Source organism: Phaeovibrio sulfidiphilus (genome assembly GCF_014861485.1).
GTDB classification, from domain to species: domain Bacteria; phylum Pseudomonadota; class Alphaproteobacteria; order Rhodospirillales; family Rhodospirillaceae; genus Phaeovibrio; species Phaeovibrio sulfidiphilus.
The window spans coordinates 60144-78166 of sequence record NZ_JACZHT010000008.1 but is presented as its reverse complement, the minus strand read 5'-3'; the positions used below and the strand labels follow the sequence as shown (position 1 = coordinate 78166).

Below are 18023 nucleotides of genomic sequence, written 5' to 3'. Positions count from 1 at the left end.
GACGCTGACCAAGGAGCAGTTCCTCAACCACCTGTACGGCGGCATGGACGAGCCGGACCTGAAGATCATCGACGTGTTCGTCTGCAAGCTTCGCAAGAAGCTGGCGGCGTTCCTGGACGGCGAGACCTGTATCGAGACGGTCTGGGGCCGGGGGTACATGATCCGCGATCCGGAGCAGACCCCGTCCGCGTCCCCGGAGGCCCCGGTGGCTCCGGTGGCGGGAACCGCGAAGGCCGGAGCCGCAAAGGCCGCCTCCGCCGGGTCCGACGCGCAGCTTGCCGCCACCCCCTGAGGCCGTCCCTTCCGGGCCTGACGTTCGGGTATGCCCTGACGTCTCCCCTCCGCACCCTTTATCCGGTCTGCGCGGCGTCTGCGGATCAGCCGTCACTTGGGCGCATCCGGCCCCCGGGCGCATCCGGCCCGGAAATCTCCCCTCGCGGGCAGAGTCCGCAAAAAACCGTCGCCAGGATCCCCCGTCTTTCCTATAGTCGGGGCCGTCCCGCGCTCGGGTGGTCCCGGGCCCGGCGGCCCCTTTCGTGTCCTGTCCGCAGGGCTTCGCCGTCCCCGTTTGCGCAGGTCGTGCCGTTTCCGAAGTCCCTGCTGTTTCCGCCGTGCGTTCGTGGCCCCCCCGGCTCGTTGCCTCCCGGGCGCCATGCCCCCGCACCCCGTTGCCCCCGCACCCCGTGCCCCTGTCATTTCCGGAGATCCTTCCATGCTCGGTCGCCTGAACCACATCGCCATCGCCGTTCCGGACCTTGAGGCCGCTTCCAACACCTACCGGTCCGACCTTGGCGCCGACGTCTCGGAGCCTCTCCCCCAGCCGGATCACGGCGTGACGGTGGTGTTTGTCACCCTGCCCAACACGAAGATCGAGCTGATCACGCCGCTGGGCGACGCGTCGCCGATCCGGGGCTTTCTGGACAAGAACCCCTCGGGCGGAATTCACCACATGTGCTACGAGGTCGAGGACATCCTGGCCGCCCGCGACCAGCTGAAGGCTCGCGGCCTGCGCGTCCTGGGCGACGGCGAGCCGAAGATTGGCGCCCACGGGAAGCCAGTCCTGTTCCTGCACCCGAAGGATCTGTTCGGTACGCTTGTCGAACTCGAGCAGGCATAGTATTTCTGAAAAATCCGGGCGTGCATCGCAAGTGAACGTGCCCCGCGCGCCCTTCCTGCAGTCTCCAGCCGAAAGCCAGTGTCGCGATGCGTCTGTCCCGATTTTTTCTGCCCCTTCTGAAGGAAAACCCTGCCGATGCGGAGATCGTCTCCCACCGGCTGATGCTGCGCGCGGGGATGATCCGCCAGCACGCCTCGGGCATTTACAACTGGCTCCCCCTGGGCTACCGGGTGCTGCGCCGGATCGAGCAGATCGTCCGCGAGGAGCAGGACGCCGCCGGTGCCCAGGAAATCCTCATGCCCACGATCCAGTCCGCCGAGCTGTGGCGCGAAAGCGGCCGCTACGAGGACTACGGCAAGGAAATGCTCCGCATCAAGGACCGGCACGACCGGGACATGCTCTACGGGCCGACCCACGAGGAGGTGGTCACGGATGTGTTCCGCAAGAACATCCATTCCTACCGTGACCTGCCCAAGATCCTGTACCAAATCCACTGGAAGTTCCGCGACGAGGTGCGCCCCCGCTTTGGCGTGATGCGCGGCCGCGAGTTCCTGATGAAGGACGCCTACTCCTTCGACCTGGACATGGAGGCGGCACGCCGGTCCTACAACCGCATGTTTGTGGCCTACCTGCGCACCTTCCGGCGCATGGGCCTGACCGCCATCCCCATGGCGGCGGATTCCGGCCCCATCGGCGGCGACATGAGCCACGAGTTCATCATTCTGGCGGACACGGGCGAGAGCGCGGTTTTCTGTCACAAGGCCCTTCTGGAGAAGCCCACGCCCGAGAGCGTCAACTACGAGGGCGACCTTCAGCCCGTCGTGGACGAGTGGACCTCCCTCTACGCGGCCACGGACGAGAAGCACACCGAGAACCACGGTGTCGCCCCCGAGGATCTGATCAGCGCCCGCGGTATCGAGGTGGGCCACATCTTCAACTTCGGCCTCAAGTACTCCCGTCCCATGGACGCGGTCGTCCAGACCGTCTCTGACGGCACGATCCCGGTGCAGATGGGCTCCTACGGCATTGGCGTCTCGCGCCTGGTGGGCGCGATCATCGAGGCCAGCCACGACGATGCGGGCATCATCTGGCCTGATTCGGTGGCGCCGTTCCACGTGGGCCTGATCAACCTGAAGGCCGGTGACGTGGAGACCGACCGGGTGTGCGCCGAGATCGACGCCCGCCTGAGCGCCGCCGGCGTGGATGTTCTCTACGACGACACCCAGGAGCGTCCGGGCGCCAAGTTCGCCACCATGGACCTGATCGGCCTGCCCTGGCAGCTGATCGTGGGCCCCAGGGGGCTGGAAAAGGGCGTGGTGGAGCTGAAGCGCCGCGCCACCGGCGAGCGCTACGAGGTGTCCATGGAAACGGCCATCGACCGGCTGATTGCCCCGTCCTCCGGCTCGTGACCGGACCGCGGTGATGTTTGGCCCCTTTGAGCGACTGATGGCCGGGCGCTACCTGCGCGCCCGCAGAAAGGAAGGGTTCGTCTCGGTGATCGCCGGCTTCTCGCTGGCGGGCATCGCCCTTGGCGTGGCCACCCTGATCATCGTCATGGCGGTGATGAACGGCTTCCGCGAGGATCTGATGGACCGGATCTTCGGCCTGAACGGTCATATGAACGTCTATGGCATGGGCGTGTACATGACCGACTACACGCCAGTGGCCAACGCGATCCACGACCTGCCCGGGGTGAAAACCGTCACCGCTGTCATCGAGAATCCGGCCATGCTCCAGGTGCGGGGAACCTCCCTGGGGGCCATTGTCCGGGGCGTGGACGCGACGGATCTGAAACAGCGCAAGGTCTTCCAGGGCAGCGCCATTGTGGCGGGCTCCCTGGACGACCTGACCGGCCGCGATGCGGTCATGATCGGCAAGCGGCTCGCCGAGCAGTACAATCTTCGGGTGGGCGACAGCCTGACCATCGTCTCCATGCGGGGCGAGGTCTCGGCCATCGGCATGATCCCGGCCATCCGCTCCTACACGATCCGGGCGGTGTTCTCTATCGGCATGAGCGAGTACGACACGTCGTTCGTCTTCCTGCCGCTTGAGGCCGCGCGCCTGCACTTCAAGGTTCCGGATGGCGCCATCAACCACTTCGAGGTGGAGGTGGACCGCCCCGACCGGGTCACCGAAACCAGCGACGCCGTTCTCCGGCTGGGCCACACCCTGGGCCATCCGCTGACGGTCCGGGACTGGCGGGCCACGAACTCGACCTTCTTCAATGCGCTCCAGGTGGAACGCAACGTCATGTTCCTGATCCTGACCCTGATCATCATCGTGGCGGCGTTCAACATCATCTCGGGCCTGATCATGCTGGTGAAGGACAAGAGCCGCGATATCGCCATCTTGCGCACCATGGGGGCGTCGCGGGCGTCGATCATGCAGATCTTCTTTCTCGCGGGCGCCTCGGTGGGCGTGATCGGGACCGTGTCGGGGCTTGTGCTGGGGGTGCTGTTCTGCTCCAACATCGAGCACATCCGCCGGGGGCTGGAGGCCCTTCTGAAGGTGGACCTGTTCAACGCCGAGATCTATTTCCTGACCACAATGCCCGCCCGCATGGACCCGACCGAGGTTCTCTCCGTGGCGCTCATGGCCTTGGGGCTGTCGTTCGCGGCGACCCTGTACCCGGCCTGGCGGGCTGCGAAAACCGACCCGGTGGAGGCCCTGCGCAATGAATAGCGCCCACGCCATCCGGCTGGAGGCCGTCAGCCGCACCTTCGTCCAGGGGGGCGAGACGCTCCACGTTCTGAGGGGGGCGGACCTGTCCATTGCTCCGGGCGAGATCGTGGCCCTGGTGGGCCCGTCCGGTGCCGGCAAGTCGACCCTTCTGCAAATCTCCGGGCTCCTGGAGCCTCCGTCAGCGGGCGAGGTCTTCATCGACGGGATCCCGACCCGGGCGCTGGATGACGCCGGCCGCACCCGGCTCCGCCGCAACCACCTGGGCTTTGTCTACCAGTACCACCATCTTCTGCCCGAGTTCTCGGCGCTGGAGAATATCGTCATCCCCCAGATGATCGCGGGGGTCTCCCGCGCGGAGGGGCGCAGGCGGGCGCTGGACCTTCTGGAACTGATGGGGCTGGAGGCGAGGGCCGATCACCGGCCGGGGCAGCTCTCGGGCGGCGAGCAGCAGCGGGTCGCCATTGCCCGGGCCCTGGCCAACCGGCCCCGGCTCCTGCTGGCGGACGAGCCCACGGGAAACCTGGATCCCCAGACCTCCCTTCATGTGTTCCAGGTGCTTCTGGATCTGGTGCGCCGCGAGGGCCTGGCGGCTCTGGTGGCCACCCACAACCCGGATCTGGCCCGGAAAATGGACCGCACGGTGGTGCTGCGCAACGCCCGCGTCGAGGCCCTCACGCCGGAGGCCGGCGCATAGGCCGGGCAGCGGTCCGGGCTTCCCATTTGACCATTACGCGGACAGGCCGGGGGTACAGGAGCGCTCGAACCCTCCTGATGGGGGCTCCCCTGCGGGTGCGTGTCCGGAACAGGGCGCTGCCCCCGCCGCCGGGCAAGGCAGGCGGGCGGTGGTCCCCGACACTGACCGATGGCCGGTGACGGTCGCCTGTTTCTGGCAGGGCTGATCCCTGACGCCGGGCGCTGGCGGGTTGCCGGTCACGGAGCCGGGTGGTGACCTGTGACGGTAAGCGCGGGGTGTGTTCTGTGCGGTTGAGCGGTGAGGGCACCCGACGGATGGCGTCGCCGGTGACTGGCAGTTCCTGACGATCCCCGACAATGGTCCTCTCTCTGGCCCTGTCTCTGCCCCGGCTCCGGCCGCTGGGCCCCGCCGTGTCTTCTCCTTCGGCGCGTGGGCCGGACCGGGCGCGGATGCGCTGTCCCCTTGCGGGTTGGGCATAATTCTGGAGCCTTCAGGCCGGGGCCGTGGTTTTCTTAAGGTCTGTCCTCGCCGGAGTACCCCCGAGCCCGTTCCCTGACCTGCCCCGTTGGGGGCTCGTGTCTGCCTGGTTTCCGCGCGTCCGGGACGGGCGGTGTGGGTGTGGTCTCGACACGGACCGGCTCCGCTTCGTGTGTCGGCTTTCCGGTCCGTGTCGGCTCGTGTGGGAGCCCCCATGGGGCCTCCGAAGCCCGGGGGATGGATACCCGTGAGCGCTGTTTCCCGAGCGGACGGAACCCGGGCCGGGCAGGAGCGCACCGGAAACCTGCGGGCCGAGGCAGGCTTTCCGCGCGCAGTCGTGCGGCCGTTTTCGTTTCCGTCCGTTTTCAGCGGCTCTCAGGGCTTCGGAGGCGTTCACATAGGCAGGCTCAGGCACACGGCAGGCTCTGTGCGGACGGAAGGCCAAGGCGGGGCACGCCCGCATCCTCCCCCACGCTCACCCCCAGGGCCCGGAGCATGGCGCTCCATCCCGCCCGGCTGTCCGCGTCCCCGGCGCCGGGCGCCGGGCGTTCGCTCAGGCCGACCCCGGTGAACAGCCGCGCCACCTTTCCGTGGATCTCGGCACACTGGAGGGCGACCGTCCATTCCCCGTCTCCGTCCGCGTTGCACCAGCCCACAAGACCGGAGTAGAGCCCCCGGCCGAACGGCTCCAGCCGGGCGATCAGGGAGTGGGCCGCGTCCACGGGGCTGCCGCAGGTCGAGGGCGCGGGATGCAGTGCGGCCGCCAGCTCGACCGACGACGTGTCTCTGCTTTTCAGGACGCCGGAGAGGGGCGCGGGCCCGGCCGGACCGGTGCCGTTGTCCAGAGCCGAGGGATGGGGCGGAACGGTGAGGGTCTTGCAAAACGGGTTGAGGATGTCCGCCGCCCGTTCCCGGGCAAGCCGGTGTTCCCGGGCGCGGGTCGCGCACACGGGCAGGGGGACGGGGTCCGCGGTGGTGTCCCGGGTGTCGAAGGCCTGGGGTGCCAGACCCGCCAGGGGGTTGATCTCGATCTGTTTTTCCTTGCGCCTCACAAGGGGCTCGGAGCTTGCCCCCAGGAAGTTGCAGTGTCCGCAGCCCCAGGGAACCCGGAACACGGATCCGTTGGGATGGGCCGCGTTCAGGCGCCGGAAGAGCAGCTTGTCATCGATCCGCTCCCGGAAGACCACATCCATGCGCCGGGCCAGAACGAGCTTTTCCAGCGGGCTGCCGGCCAGGGTGTCGAGGGCGTGGTGGACGGTTTTCCGGAAGGTTTTGTCGTCGGGGCAACTGGCCCAGGCGACCACCTCGGGCTCCGCAGCCGCCGGGGCGCCCGCGCTGCCGCAGGCGGCAGGCCGCGCGCCCTCGCTGGCGGTGACCCAGAAAAAGCGCGCCTCGGAGGCGAGGTAGGCCCGCGCGTCCGAAAGGCCGTGAAGGGGCAGGGCGCCGACAAACAGCGGCGAGGCCTTCCCGCACGCCGTCGCCTCGTCGAGCAGGGCCCGGACGGACGCGGCCAGGGCGGCCGGAGGGCCGTTCCGGAGCGAACTGCGGACGTCCTCAAGCCCTCGCGCCCGCAGCATGGGAGCGTCCCCCGCCCGGAAGAGAAACATTTTGTCACCCTGGTGTGCGCTGTGGCACCCCTGCCGGCACGCGCTCGGGCAGCCTCTGGGCTTGAGTGTCTGAAGCATTGGCATCATCCCGCCTGGAGTTGATATAGAATGCAAATCATTCGCAACACAGGCAGGGTAATGCAGGAACGGCGTCGGAGGCAAGAGCCGAATGCTCTGGTCTCGCAAAAAAAACACACGGGTGCTGTGACCGGGCGGGATTCCGGGGGGCGGGATTGCGGGGCCGGGCGGCGGGGATGGCACGGGCGGTGGTGGGGTCTGATCTCCGGCGTCGGGCGGAACCGGGCGTGCGTCCGCAGGGGCTCCGGCGGGCCGTGACCCGGGGGAGGGGCTGTGGGGCGCGGGATGTGGTGCCCGGTCGGCAGGGCGTGACCGGGAGGGGAGGGGCTATGGGCGTGGGATGTGGCGCCCGGTTGGCAGGGCGCTGGCTGGACCGGGGCGCCTGTCCGGTGGGGGCGTTCGCAGGGCGTGTTTGGTGGGGGCAGGCCGGCCGGAGTCTATTCGGCGGCCGGTGTCTCAGCCGGGGCGGAGCACCCGAGGGAGACCCCGGTGAGGCTCTCCAGCGTGTCGCACGCGGCGTCCCGATAGAACAGGGCCGCGACAAGGGCCACCGTAAGGGCCAGCGCCAGGGCAAGGGACGCCAGAAAGCGGAAGACCGGTCCGAAGATATCCAAAAGCGTGCGCATGGGGTTTTCTCTCCCGGGGAACGATCGGGCTAAAGGGCTTGATCTGAAAAGAAAAAGACCACCAGAGGCATGGCTTGGCGGCCCTTCAAACGCGGAAAAGAACAGGAACTGGGGGCTCCTTTTTTGCATTGGGGCTCGCGTGTGTCAACGCTCAAGGCGCCGTTGGGGGAGGGAGGGGACAGCGGTCCGGGGGCCCGGGAACCGCGATCAGCCATAAATACAGTTACTGGGTGGATGTATTTTTGCATCGCTCCTTTGTTTTTTCTACAGTTCGCTCAGTGTACTCGTCTTTCGGTTTTGATCAGGTTATTACATTCCGCTATGGTTGCCTGTATTTTGTGGCCGTCGGCCAATGGCTTTGGGGGTGCGTATGTCAAAAGATATCGCGGGCAACTGTGACTGCCGCGTGTTTTTCGTTTCCGGGCGTCGTGGTGCGGCGCTTTCCGGTGTGGCACTGGCGCTGGCGCTGGGCGTCAAGGGAGCCGGGCAGGCGTGGGCGGCGGAGCCCTACCAATGTAGCGGGGGAGTTTGTACCGTTACGGGCGAGGTGGCCTGGGATGTTCTTGCCGCCGATTCGGAGTTCAGCGGCAAACTTCAGGATCTGACGTTTGAGGGGCTGAACGGAAAGGTGACGTTTTCCGACAACACGACGCTCGATGGGGTGTCCAACCCGGGCCAGCTTCTGGTCGTGAGGGAGGGTGTTACCGCAACGCTGGCTGTTGCCGGGGGCCGGACACTGACGATTGCGGGAAATACGAGCGACACAATCCCCCACACCGAAGGCGGTGCGATTTCCAATGCGGGGACGCTGACCTTTTCGGGCAATACCACCTTCTCCGGGAACACGGCCACAAGGGAATTCTGGGGAGCCGCGGGTGGAGCGATTTACAACGTGGGGACGGTGAGCGTTTCGGGCGTCGCCACCTTCGTCAGGAACACGGCCACAAGCGACTACAATGAGGGCAATGGCGGCGCGATTTATAACGGAGACGGTGGTCGGGTGTCCCTCGGCGGCGACGCCACCTTCATCGGGAATTTGGCCGGCGGTAACATGTACAGATACAGGCCCGCTGAAAAGCGGGGGGGCGGGGGCGGCGCGATTTACAACGTGGGGACGGTGAGCGTTTCGGGCGTCGCCACCTTCGTCGGGAACACGGCCACAAGCAACAACGATGAGGGCAATGGCGGCGCGATTTATAACGGAGACGGCGGTCGGGTGTCCCTTGGCGGCGACGCCACCTTCAGCGGGAATATAGCCCAAGGTCCAAATATTTTTTCCAATAACATGAATGGTTATGGGGGTAAGGGTGGGGCAATTTTCAATAACGGTGAGGGAAGCGCTCTTCATATCTCTGGAAAGGCCGTCTTTGATAACAATACAGTTAAAAGCAATTATTATTATGCTCGAGGTGGAGCGATTTATAACGGAGACGGTGGTCAGGTGACCCTTGCAGGTGAGTCCGTCTTCGAGAACAACACGGCTCAAGCCCTGGAATCGGCCTATGGCGGTGCAATTGAAAACTATGTGGGTGGCACGTTAACCCTTCTCGGGGGTGCTTTTTTCAGTGGCAATATGGCCAAAAGCGAGGACAGAGAGGCCTACGGCGGCGCGATTGACAATTGGAACAAAGCTGAGGTCACCATCAACGGCGAAGCCACCTTCACAGAAAACACGGCAGAAAGCGTGGGCGGCGTGAGCCATGGAGGCGCAATTTATAACGAGGGCAGTGGGGGAATGACCGTCAACGGCGATGCCACCTTCACAAGAAACGCCGCAAAGAGCGTAAGCGGTGGGGCCTATGGCGGAGCCATTCATAACACGGGCGTAGTTGGAGTCACCCTTTCTGGCGATGCCATCTTCGAGAAAAATACCGCAACAAGCACTTCAGAGACTGCCTACGGTGGCGCGATTTATAACAAGTTTGGCCCGGTTCTTATCAAAAGCGGTGCAAGTTTTGTGGGGAACACGGCCCAAAGCGAGAGCGGCTGGACGGGTGGCGGCGCGATTTACAACTGGTTTGGCTCAGTGAGTGTTGAAGGTGGCGCTGTCTTCGCAGGGAATACGGCCCGAAGCGAGAGCGGCGTAGTTTTGGGTGGCGCGATTTCCAACTGGTATAAAGGAGAGGTGACCCTTTCTGGTACCACTACCTTTACCGGGAACACGGCCCGAAGCGAGAGCGGTGTGGCTGTAGGCGGCGGGATTTACGGCACCGGCAGCACCGTGACCTTTTCTGGTGACGCCACGTTCACCGAAAACACGGCCGAAAGCGAGAGCGGCGGGGCCGTTGGCGGCGCCATTTATACCGTTGACGGCCTGGTGACGTTTTCAGGCGACGCTGCGTTTACCAGGAACACAGTTACAAACCGGGACAATGCGGCCTCAGGTGGTGCGATCTCCAGCTTGGGGTCTATCGTTTTCGACAGGACTGCCACCTTCAGTCGGAACGCGGCCCAAAGTACGGGCGGCAGGGCCTATGGTGGGGCGATTGAAAACGGAGATCTTCTGACATTTTCTCGCGGAGCGACCTTCAGCGAAAACACGGTCGCGAGCGAGCAAGACCATGCTAAGGGCGGTGCACTATACAACCAGGGCGGTGACAGCGAGGTGACCTTTTCAGGCAACACCACCTTTGAGAGGAACTCGGCGAGCAGCATTTCAGGCAAGGCCCGGGGCGGCGCGATTCATAACCTGGGCAAGGTGAGCTTTTTGGGTGATGTCACCTTTGAGAAGAACTCGGTGACCAGCGTTTCAGGCTATGCCGAGGGCGGGGCTATTAGTACCGATGCTAATTCTACCACAGTCCACGGCTCAGTGACCTTTTCGGGCACTGCCACCTTCAAGAACAACACGGCCACAAGCAAAAGTGGCGGTGCCAGGGGCGGCGCGATTTATCGGTGGAACGGCGACTCAGTGACCTTTTCGGACGAGGTTCTCTTCGAGGGCAACGTGGCTGACGGCTACGGGGCCGCTGGCGGGGCGATTTTTAACTGGGGAACTATGACTTTTTCGGGCGACGCCACCTTCAAGAACAACACCGCCCGCGGCACCGGCACGAATGACGGTGCCGCTGGCGGCGCGATTTGGAACGGTGGCCCGCTGACCTTTTGGGGCGACGCCACCTTCACCGGGAACATGGCAGCAGGCGAAAACGGTGCATACGGTGGCGCCATCTTCACTCATAATGCCGAAGTTGTTCTGGCCCCCGGTGCGGGCAAGACCATTCTTTTCAGGGGCAACACGGCCAACGGTGGTGCCAGCTCGATTCATATCAAGAGTTCGATTTCGTCGCGTTCCATCCTAAGCGTGGAGGGCGCAGGCACGGTGGACATGCGCACCGATCCCATGGTCGGTGAGGCGACCGATGACGCGCCTGTTTTCCTCATCAAGGACGGTACCGGCATTTGGTGGCTGGGGGGGCAGAACCTGTTCACCAGCGATGGCGAGGACGGAAGCAAAACCGATTTTTCGGTCAAAGACGGAACCCTGGCCCTTGTGGCCGGTACGAAAATTGACCTTCAGGGCGAGGAGTCGTCCTTCACCCTGGTCTCTCCCGCCGTCTTGCATCTTGAGGGGAGCGGCCACAAAATTCTGGCCGGAAATGCCGGGGCCGACGGAACCATGACCGGCGGAACCATCAATCTGAAGGCCGGCGCGAAACTCAGCTATGACCTTCTCGATGTTCCGTCCGGAGAAAAGGTTCTCACCCTGCGGGCAGGGACCACGATCCTGCCTTTGAACGGGGAGGATCCCGTAACTCTCGACATCCTGACATTCCGAAACGTCATGGGCACCGAATACGCGCTTCTGGACGCCGGGGTGAAGCTCACCAACAAGGTGAGGCTGACCTATCGTGGCGAGGACTTTGCCGATACCCGCTTCGGCTCCGTGCTTGAGGGCTCGCTGGAGGAAAACGATACGGTTCAGATGCTGACTGTCAGGAGGGCTGTAGGCAACGTCAAGCTCACCTGGGTCGGCCGCCCCGAAGATCCCTGGAACATTACGGCAAAGCAAAAGTGGGAACTGCCCTCCGGGGAGAGAATCCAGTTCGCTCACGGGGACGCGGTCGTGTTCACGGAGGCCACGGGTGGAGCTGTCAACGTCAACGCCGGTGGCGTGGTGGTGGCAGGCATGGAGATCACCGGTGGCACCTTCACGTTCAAGGGGGGCGAGATCGTCTCGGCCAAAACCGGGCAGACGGACTACAAAGAGGCCACCCGGAAAATGGAGTTGACCGGAACGGCCAACGCAACCTTCGAGGAGAGCGTGAACCTGGGTTTCGCCAACGGCTATGACATCGCCAAGGGTGCGAAGATGACTGTGAAGGGTGGGACAATCGAGGGCAGTATTGTGAACGAGGGCGACTTCATTTTCGACCTCGCCGAGGACAGGACATTCCGCTACGAAACACCCCTGAGTGGCGGCGGAACCTTCGCGAAAGACGGCAAGGGCACCCTCGCCCTCTCCGGAAACCACTCTGCGGCGACCGGTCCCCTCACTCTGAACGGGGGCACCCTGGCGGGGGAGTTCTCATGGGGAGGAGCCCTGAAACTGGGCAACAGCGACACCGTTTTGGCGCCGGGGGGCAGGGACACCGTCGGCACGATCTCCGTCGGTTCTTTCGATCCGGACGGCAACACCTTCACCCTCCAGGTTCGCGTCAATCGGGAGACCAGTGACCGTCTGGACGTCCGGACCGGCTCTGTTGACCTGCCCGGGGAGTCCACCCTGGAGGTCGTGAAGGCCATGGGAAGCGGCTGGGCGGTAGAAAAAATATACACGGTTCTGGCGACCCTGGATCCGGAGGGAAAAGTCGAGGGTACCTTCAGCTATCTGGTCAAGCCCGACACCCTGCCGTTCCTGAGCCTCGAGCAGGTGCGCCTGGATGCAAACGGCAACCCGGTTGTCGGCACCGCGGACGCCTCCGCTATTGGCCTGCGGGCCACCTACAAGGGGCCTGACCCCGGTCCGGGCCCCGGTCCCGGTCCGGGCCCCGGCCCTGGGCCGGATCCCGGGCCTCCCTCTCCCTGGTCCGGCATGACGCCGAACCAGATTGCCACCGCCCGTGCCATCGGCACCATGGATCCGGGGGATATCCATAACACTCTTGTCAATTCCAACCTGGAGGAGGGGCTGCGCCACCTCTCCCATCTTTCCGGGGATGCCCACGCCAACGTGGGGCATCTGGTCCGTCGTGGTGGGCACGAGGTCTCCCGGCTGTTCCTGAAGACCCTCTCCCAGCTTGCGCCCACACAGGAGGGGCTCGTTGGCCGGGATGGGCTCCAGGTGGCGTCCGCCGAACCGGCCCCGTTCAGTCCCGCCGACGGCCTGCCGGAGACCAACAGGGTCTGGGCGCAGGTGTCCGGCAGTCATGACACGTGGGACGAGGACGGGAATGCGGCCCATTCCCGCGCCAGCGGCGTGGCGCTCACGGCGGGAGCCGCTTTTGGTTTCGAGGACGGCTGGTTCGCCGGTGCGCTCTTCCGCTACGGACACCGGGATTTTCACGTCCCGGACCGGGTCTACAGCTCCGATATCGACAGTTTCTCCGGCGGCGTCTACGGCGGCAAGGTCTGGGATGTGGGGACGGGCTCGCTGCGCACGACCTTGGGCGGGCTGTACACCCGTCATGAAATCGACAGCCGCCGTTTCGCGATCGGAGAGCGGCTGAGGGCCGACTACGGTGCGGACGTCTTCCAGGTCTTTGGCGAGGCGGCCTGGCGGCTGCACGCCAGGGACGGGCTGATGGTCGAGCCGTTTGTGGGGGCGTCCTGGAATACGGCACACAGCCATGAGTTCTCGGAACGGGGCGGGGCGTCGGCGCTTCGGCACTCCTCCTGGACCAGCCACATCGGCAACTCGACGCTGGGGATGCGTCTGGATGCCCGGGTGCACGAGAGCGCGGTCCTGAAGCTGGACCTGGGCTGGGAGCACACGTTCGGTGACATCAACACCGTCAGCCGCATGGCCTTTATCTCGGGCTCGAGCGACTTCCTGGTCCGGGGGACGCCCGGAGACCGGGATGTGGCGGTTCTGGCCGTAGGCGGTGAGATCGCGGTCAATAACCTCTGGTCCCTGAACCTGGTGTACGACGGCGCCTATGGTTCAAAGAGCAGCTCTCACGGGGGCCGCGCACGCCTGGCGTATCGCTGGTAGGACGGCAGCGAAGGCCCGGGCTCCGGCCCGGACCGGCCACTGGCCCGGATCGGGGCTGGAGGGGGCCGGGCGCCTGTCTTTCCCGGCTCGTCCCGCCCTTCCGGCCCGATGGCCCCTCCGATCACGGGCCCAAGGCGCAGATAGCGTTCCCGACGTCGACGCTAACGGTCCGAATGTGTGATCCTGATGCGGCGGGAGCGGGTTTTTCCCGTCCCGGGGCCAGGAGACCGGACAGGGCGGGGTGGGCTGATCCGGTCATCCGGTTTGGTCGGGCGTCGCGCCTTCACGGCGCCTACATTGAATAAATTATAAAGAAGCGCTATAATGGAGTTTTGCTCTATTTCCAGGGTGTGGTTATGGCGAAATTTCCTGTTTTTTGCGCCGAGTGTGCGGTCGAGCGCGGATTTTCTCATGGCTATTATTTGGCGGACTTGAGGGATGATTTTTGTTTTGAGCTGAGGTGCCGATACGGTCATGACGTTAAATGCTTTTTGGGCAATCAGGGGCATGAGATTTTATTCCAGGCTTCTGTCTACTCTATTTTGGATGGATGTTACCGGGACGCCATTCTTTTCTTATTCTCCTGTGTTGATTCGTTTTACGAATATGCGTTGCGTGTGATTTTTTCGGATCGTGGTCTTGATGACGACATTTTCAAGGCATGCTGGGAGGACGTGTCGCAGCAGTCCGAGCGCCGGCGGGGAGCGTTCGTTTTTCTGTGGGTTCGGACGTTTGGCGGGTGTCCGGAGCTTCTTTCGGATAAGTGGGTCAGCCTCAGAAACACGGTCGCCCACGGCGGAAAAATTCCCACGCGCCAGGAGGCTGTTGATTTTGGTAACGCGGTCTTTGACATGCTCCGACCGCAAATCGCCGCGTTACTGAGCCGCTTCCCGGATGCATGGCGCACGCAAGATGAGAGGGTGGGCCGTGAGCGCCGGATGAAACTGGGTGATGGCAGCGGGATCTCAAGGCTTTTCTGCTCAATGATCCTAAGTGAATTTGTTGGTTTTGGTAGGGGAAATCTGAATTATATTGAATATTGTCTTGATTTTTATTCAGAGTCCGGAAAGTTTGCTGATCTGCGCAAAGACCCCTCTAGATTTATCAGGTGAGGCCGGCAGGCGGTTTTCTTCGCGGGCAGGGCGGTGATCCCGCTGGAGGCTGACGGGGCCGGGCGCCTGTTCGGGATTCCGCCCCCTTGGCCGGGCGGGTGTGTGCGGAGGGCATGGCGCCCGGGCGCGCGGCACTGGATCGGGGCGTCCGGGGAGCCTATATCTCACTGCACCACTGCACCGGTGCGAGCGTCTGCCGGGTGGCCCCTGTCGGTGAGGCTGCCGCAGGCCCGGCGCGCTGTCTGCCGCGGTTCGTGGCCCCGGGTGCACCGGGTGTACGGTCGCCGGGGTGTGAACAGCCCGCCGCGTTGGTTTTGTCGGCTCCGCCGCGCCGGTTCGTCGGCTTCGCCGCTTCGCTTCGTCGGCGCGGCCCGGTTGGTGGGGCCGTTTGCTGCGGGCGGTTTTGCAGGTATCGTCCTGTCTGCGCCGGCTCGGGAGAGGCCGGGGCTGCCCTGTCCGCGCCGTGGCCTCTGCCTTCCGGCCCGCGGTGTACGGGCTGGTGGAGCCGGGTGCGTTTTTCGTCAACCTCACGACATTCGGGATCTGACATGAGCTCAATCACCATTTATCACAACCCCGCCTGCAGCAAGTCCCGCGCCACGCTGGAGCTGATCCGCAACAGTGGCGTGGAGCCCGAGGTCATCGAGTACCTGAAGACGCCCCCCGACCGGGACACCCTGAAGGGTCTGATCGCCGCGATGGGGCTTCCGGTGCGCGCTGTGCTGCGCCGTGGGAGCAAGGTCTACGAGGAGCTCGGTCTTGACGACCCCAAGTGGAGCGACGATCAGCTGATCGATTTTATGGTGGCGCATCCGGTTCTTATCGAGCGTCCCATTGTGGTGACGCCGCTGGGCGTGCGCCTGGGCCGGCCTCCCGAGACGGTGCTGGAGATCCTGCCCCGGGCCTGAGGTCACGGGTTGGCGCCACCGGGGGCGACCGTGGGGATGCTATCGTGCGGGTGCCATCGTGGGGCTGTGGCCCTGGGGTGCCCCCGTGGCCCCCAATCGGGTCGCGCCGGCGCACGGGCGCGCGTGATATGGACATCCCGCACCCCCACTCTGAGGGGCTCCGGCAGCCTTCGGTCGGATGCCTCCGGCGTGGCTGTGCCTTGCGGGAACCCCCGCGCCGCCCTGCGGGTCCGGGCGTGGCCGTTCCGGCGCGCGTCTTGGCGTGGCCGTTCCGGCTCATTGCCCTGCCGCCACCCGTGCCACCTGTTTCTTTGGCGCCTCGGGTCCGGGCGCTGGCCGGTGTGCGGGTCCGGGAGCTGGCCGGTGTGCGCGTCCGGGCGTGGCCGTCCCGGCGCCCATCCGAGCGTCCCGGCCTATTCTCCCTGCCGCCACCCGTGCCACCTGTTTCCTCGGGGCCTCGGTTCTGTCCCCTCGATCCCGGTGCCCGCACATCCTGCCACTCCCGCCAATCCCGCCCGTCCGCCCCCACCTCGCTGCCGCTGTCGGAGGCTCTCCGCTCGTGTGTCCGGGCGGTCCGGTGGTGTCGCCCGCCACGAGTCTGTCATGGACCTTGAAAGACGCCGCGTCTCTCCCTAAAATCGAACGTTTTCCGGTAGTTCAGGTTGGAGCCATGACGAAGACTGAGGAGCCGCCCTTTATCCCGCCTCTCCTGGAGTCGGGGACAATCGACAGCGCGTTCCTGTCGGCGCTCCGGGACCATGTCCTGAAGGCCGGGGATGCCATCATGCGCATTTACGGCACGGACTTCGAGGTGGCCCTGAAAGAGGACCGCTCGCCGGTCACCGGGGCGGACACCCTGGCCGAGGCCATTCTTCTTGAGGGCCTGGCGGAGCTGTCGCCCGCTATCCCGGTCATTGCCGAGGAGTCCTTTGCGGCGGGGGCCCGTCCTCCCAGCGAGGCGCCCGAGCTGTTCTGGCTGGTGGACGCGCTGGACGGAACCCGCGAGTTCGTCAGCCGCAACGGGGAGTTCACGGTGAACGTGGGCCTGATCCATCAGGGCCGCCCGGTTTTTGGCATGGTCTACTGTCCGGCGATGGATCTTCTGTACTGGGGGGCTCCGGGCGGCGGGGCGTTCCTCCAGTCGCGCCAGTCCACCCGCGAGATTTCGTGCCGCGTCCCCCCTGAGGCGGGCGTGACCATTCTGGCCTCCCGTCGCCACGGGGACGAGTTCCAGACGACCCTGTTTCTCGACACGTTCCTGAAGGGCCGGCCGGTGGCCCGGCAGATCTCGGCGGGCAGCTCCCTGAAGTTCTGCCGCATCGCCGAGGGCCTTGCGGACGTCTACCCCCGCCTGGGCCCGACCAGCGAGTGGGATACGGCCGCCGCCCACGCGATCGTGCGCGCCGCCGGAGGCAATGTGACCACCCTGGAGGGGGAGCCGTTCCTGTATGGAAAGGCGCCCTACTACCGCAATCCCTACTTTGTTGCCTTCGGGAGCGGCTGGTGAGCCCGGAGGCCCGGATCCGTGAGGCCGCGGAGCATTTGCGCTCGGGCGGTCTTGTGGCCTTCCCCACGGAGACCGTGTACGGCCTGGGGGCCAGCGCGCTGGATGACCGGGCCATTGCCCGGATCTTCGAGGCCAAGGAGCGCCCCCGCTTCAACCCGCTGATCGTTCATGTCCCGGATGTGGAGGCCGCTGCCGCCCATGTCCTTCTGGACGAGCGGGCCCACCGTCTGGCGGCGGCATTCTGGCCGGGGCCCCTGACCCTGGTCCTGCCCCGGCGCGCGGGCTGCCGCCTGTCCCACCTGGTGAGTGCCGGGCTGGACACGGTCGCGATCCGGGTGCCCGCCCATCCGCTGGCGCTGGAGCTTCTGAGGGCCAGCGGGCTCCCCCTGGCGGCGCCCAGCGCGAACCGCTCGGGGACCATCAGCCCCACCCTGGCAGAACATGTGCACGCCTCCCTTGGCGATCGGGTCGACCGGGTTCTGGACGGAGGCCCGTGTGCCTTCGGTCTGGAAAGCACGGTTCTGGACCTGTCCACTCCGGTGGCCACGATCCTGCGCCCCGGTGCTCTCGGCCCCGAGGATCTGGAGGCCGTCCTGGGCACCCCGGTGGAGGTCTCCGCCGGGCACGCCGACGGGGATGCAGAAGCCAGCGGGGCAGGGCTGCGCTCCCCCGGGTGTCTCCTGCGCCATTATGCGCCCCGCACGCCGGTGCGCCTGAATGCGGACCCCGGCTCCCTGACGGCGGGGGAGGTTCTTCTGGGCTTCGGTCCGGTGAAGGGCGCGGCCCTGAACCTCAGCCCCAGGGGGGATCTGCGGGAGGCGGCGGCCAACCTGTTTGCGGCCCTTCATGCGCTGGACACCCTGGGGGCGACGGGCATTGCCGTGTCGCCGGTTCCGGCCGAGGGCCTGGGGGTTGCCATCAACGACCGCCTGAGGCGCGCGGCGACCCCGCCCTGAGCGGGGGGACCGGCCGCGCCCGCCGGGTCGCGTGTGGCGGCCTGTGGTCCCGGCTGCCGGCCTTCCGGCCCTTTGCGACCGGTCCCCGGCTCCAGACCAGATCCC

The 18023-nt window shown here is 65.4% G+C and carries 12 protein-coding genes; 10 read left to right on the top strand and 2 right to left on the bottom strand.

What is annotated here, in order from left to right:
• The 5 genes from IHV25_RS09740 to IHV25_RS09720 all read left to right on the top strand — a co-directional run.
• On the top strand, window positions 1-292 hold a 292-nt coding region (locus tag IHV25_RS09740), incomplete at its 5' end, for a winged helix-turn-helix domain-containing protein (RefSeq protein ID WP_192534932.1).
• Between the two features lie 420 nt (window positions 293-712).
• Complete coding sequence (gene mce, locus IHV25_RS09735) at window positions 713-1117, top strand: methylmalonyl-CoA epimerase (protein ID WP_192534931.1); 405 nt, start codon at window positions 713-715, stop codon at window positions 1115-1117.
• Between the two features lie 86 nt (window positions 1118-1203).
• Complete coding sequence (gene proS / locus IHV25_RS09730) at window positions 1204-2526, top strand: proline--tRNA ligase (RefSeq protein ID WP_192534930.1); 1323 nt, start codon at window positions 1204-1206, stop codon at window positions 2524-2526.
• 10 nt (window positions 2527-2536) lie between these two features.
• Window positions 2537-3799 carry a lipoprotein-releasing ABC transporter permease subunit gene (locus IHV25_RS09725; RefSeq protein ID WP_192534929.1) on the top strand — a complete coding sequence of 421 codons (1263 nt, stop codon included), beginning with the start codon at window positions 2537-2539 and terminating at the stop codon, window positions 3797-3799.
• Window positions 3792-4493 (top strand): ABC transporter ATP-binding protein, encoded by a 702-nt coding sequence (locus IHV25_RS09720; RefSeq protein WP_192534928.1) that lies wholly within the window; start codon window positions 3792-3794, stop codon window positions 4491-4493. The genes IHV25_RS09725 and IHV25_RS09720 overlap by 8 nt, the downstream gene beginning before the upstream one ends.
• Before the next feature lie 884 nt (window positions 4494-5377).
• On the opposite strand, the gene IHV25_RS09715 is transcribed toward IHV25_RS09720, so the two are convergent.
• Both IHV25_RS09715 and IHV25_RS09710 read right to left on the bottom strand, forming a co-directional pair.
• Window positions 5378-6577 (bottom strand): chorismate-binding protein, encoded by a 1200-nt coding sequence (locus IHV25_RS09715; RefSeq protein WP_206757330.1) that lies wholly within the window; start codon window positions 6575-6577, stop codon window positions 5378-5380.
• 515 nt (window positions 6578-7092) lie between these two features.
• Window positions 7093-7281 (bottom strand): hypothetical protein, encoded by a 189-nt coding sequence (locus IHV25_RS09710; protein ID WP_192534926.1) that lies wholly within the window; start codon window positions 7279-7281, stop codon window positions 7093-7095.
• A 370-nt stretch (window positions 7282-7651) separates the two neighbouring features.
• Here IHV25_RS09710 and IHV25_RS09705 point away from each other — a divergent pair, with 370 nt between their 5' ends.
• The 5 genes from IHV25_RS09705 to IHV25_RS09690 all read left to right on the top strand — a co-directional run bounded on the left by IHV25_RS09705 (window position 7652) and on the right by IHV25_RS09690 (window position 17918).
• Window positions 7652-13435 (top strand): autotransporter domain-containing protein, encoded by a 5784-nt coding sequence (locus IHV25_RS09705; protein ID WP_192534925.1) that lies wholly within the window; start codon window positions 7652-7654, stop codon window positions 13433-13435.
• Window positions 13436-13791: 356 nt separating this feature from the next.
• The gene (locus tag IHV25_RS09700) at window positions 13792-14547 is read left to right on the top strand and encodes a hypothetical protein (RefSeq protein WP_192534924.1); all 756 of its coding nucleotides are present in this window, start codon (window positions 13792-13794) and stop codon (window positions 14545-14547) included.
• 548 nt (window positions 14548-15095) lie between these two features.
• Window positions 15096-15455, top strand: coding sequence for an arsenate reductase (glutaredoxin) (gene arsC, locus IHV25_RS09695; RefSeq protein WP_192534923.1), 360 nt, complete (start codon window positions 15096-15098; stop codon window positions 15453-15455).
• 670 nt (window positions 15456-16125) lie between these two features.
• A complete protein-coding gene (gene cysQ, locus IHV25_RS10500; protein ID WP_242018912.1) occupies window positions 16126-16962 on the top strand; it encodes a 3'(2'),5'-bisphosphate nucleotidase CysQ in 837 nt (278 codons plus the stop codon).
• Window positions 16959-17918 carry an L-threonylcarbamoyladenylate synthase gene (locus IHV25_RS09690; protein ID WP_338048625.1) on the top strand — a complete coding sequence of 320 codons (960 nt, stop codon included), beginning with the start codon at window positions 16959-16961 and terminating at the stop codon, window positions 17916-17918. Before cysQ ends, IHV25_RS09690 begins: the two co-directional genes overlap by 4 nt.
• Window positions 17919-18023: the final 105 nt, after the last annotated feature.

Coding starts and splice junctions, on each gene's coding strand:
- mce (WP_192534931.1), top strand. CDS start 713: ATGCTCGGTCGCCTGAACCACATCGCCATCGCCGTTCCGGACCTTGAG.
- proS (WP_192534930.1), top strand. CDS start 1,204: ATGCGTCTGTCCCGATTTTTTCTGCCCCTTCTGAAGGAAAACCCTGCC.
- IHV25_RS09720 (WP_192534928.1), top strand. CDS start 3,792: ATGAATAGCGCCCACGCCATCCGGCTGGAGGCCGTCAGCCGCACCTTC.
- IHV25_RS09715 (WP_206757330.1), bottom strand. CDS start 6,577: ATGTTTCTCTTCCGGGCGGGGGACGCTCCCATGCTGCGGGCGCGAGGG.
- IHV25_RS09710 (WP_192534926.1), bottom strand. CDS start 7,281: ATGCGCACGCTTTTGGATATCTTCGGACCGGTCTTCCGCTTTCTGGCG.
- IHV25_RS09705 (WP_192534925.1), top strand. CDS start 7,652: ATGTCAAAAGATATCGCGGGCAACTGTGACTGCCGCGTGTTTTTCGTT.
- IHV25_RS09700 (WP_192534924.1), top strand. CDS start 13,792: ATGGCGAAATTTCCTGTTTTTTGCGCCGAGTGTGCGGTCGAGCGCGGA.
- arsC (WP_192534923.1), top strand. CDS start 15,096: ATGAGCTCAATCACCATTTATCACAACCCCGCCTGCAGCAAGTCCCGC.
- cysQ (WP_242018912.1), top strand. CDS start 16,126: ATGACGAAGACTGAGGAGCCGCCCTTTATCCCGCCTCTCCTGGAGTCG.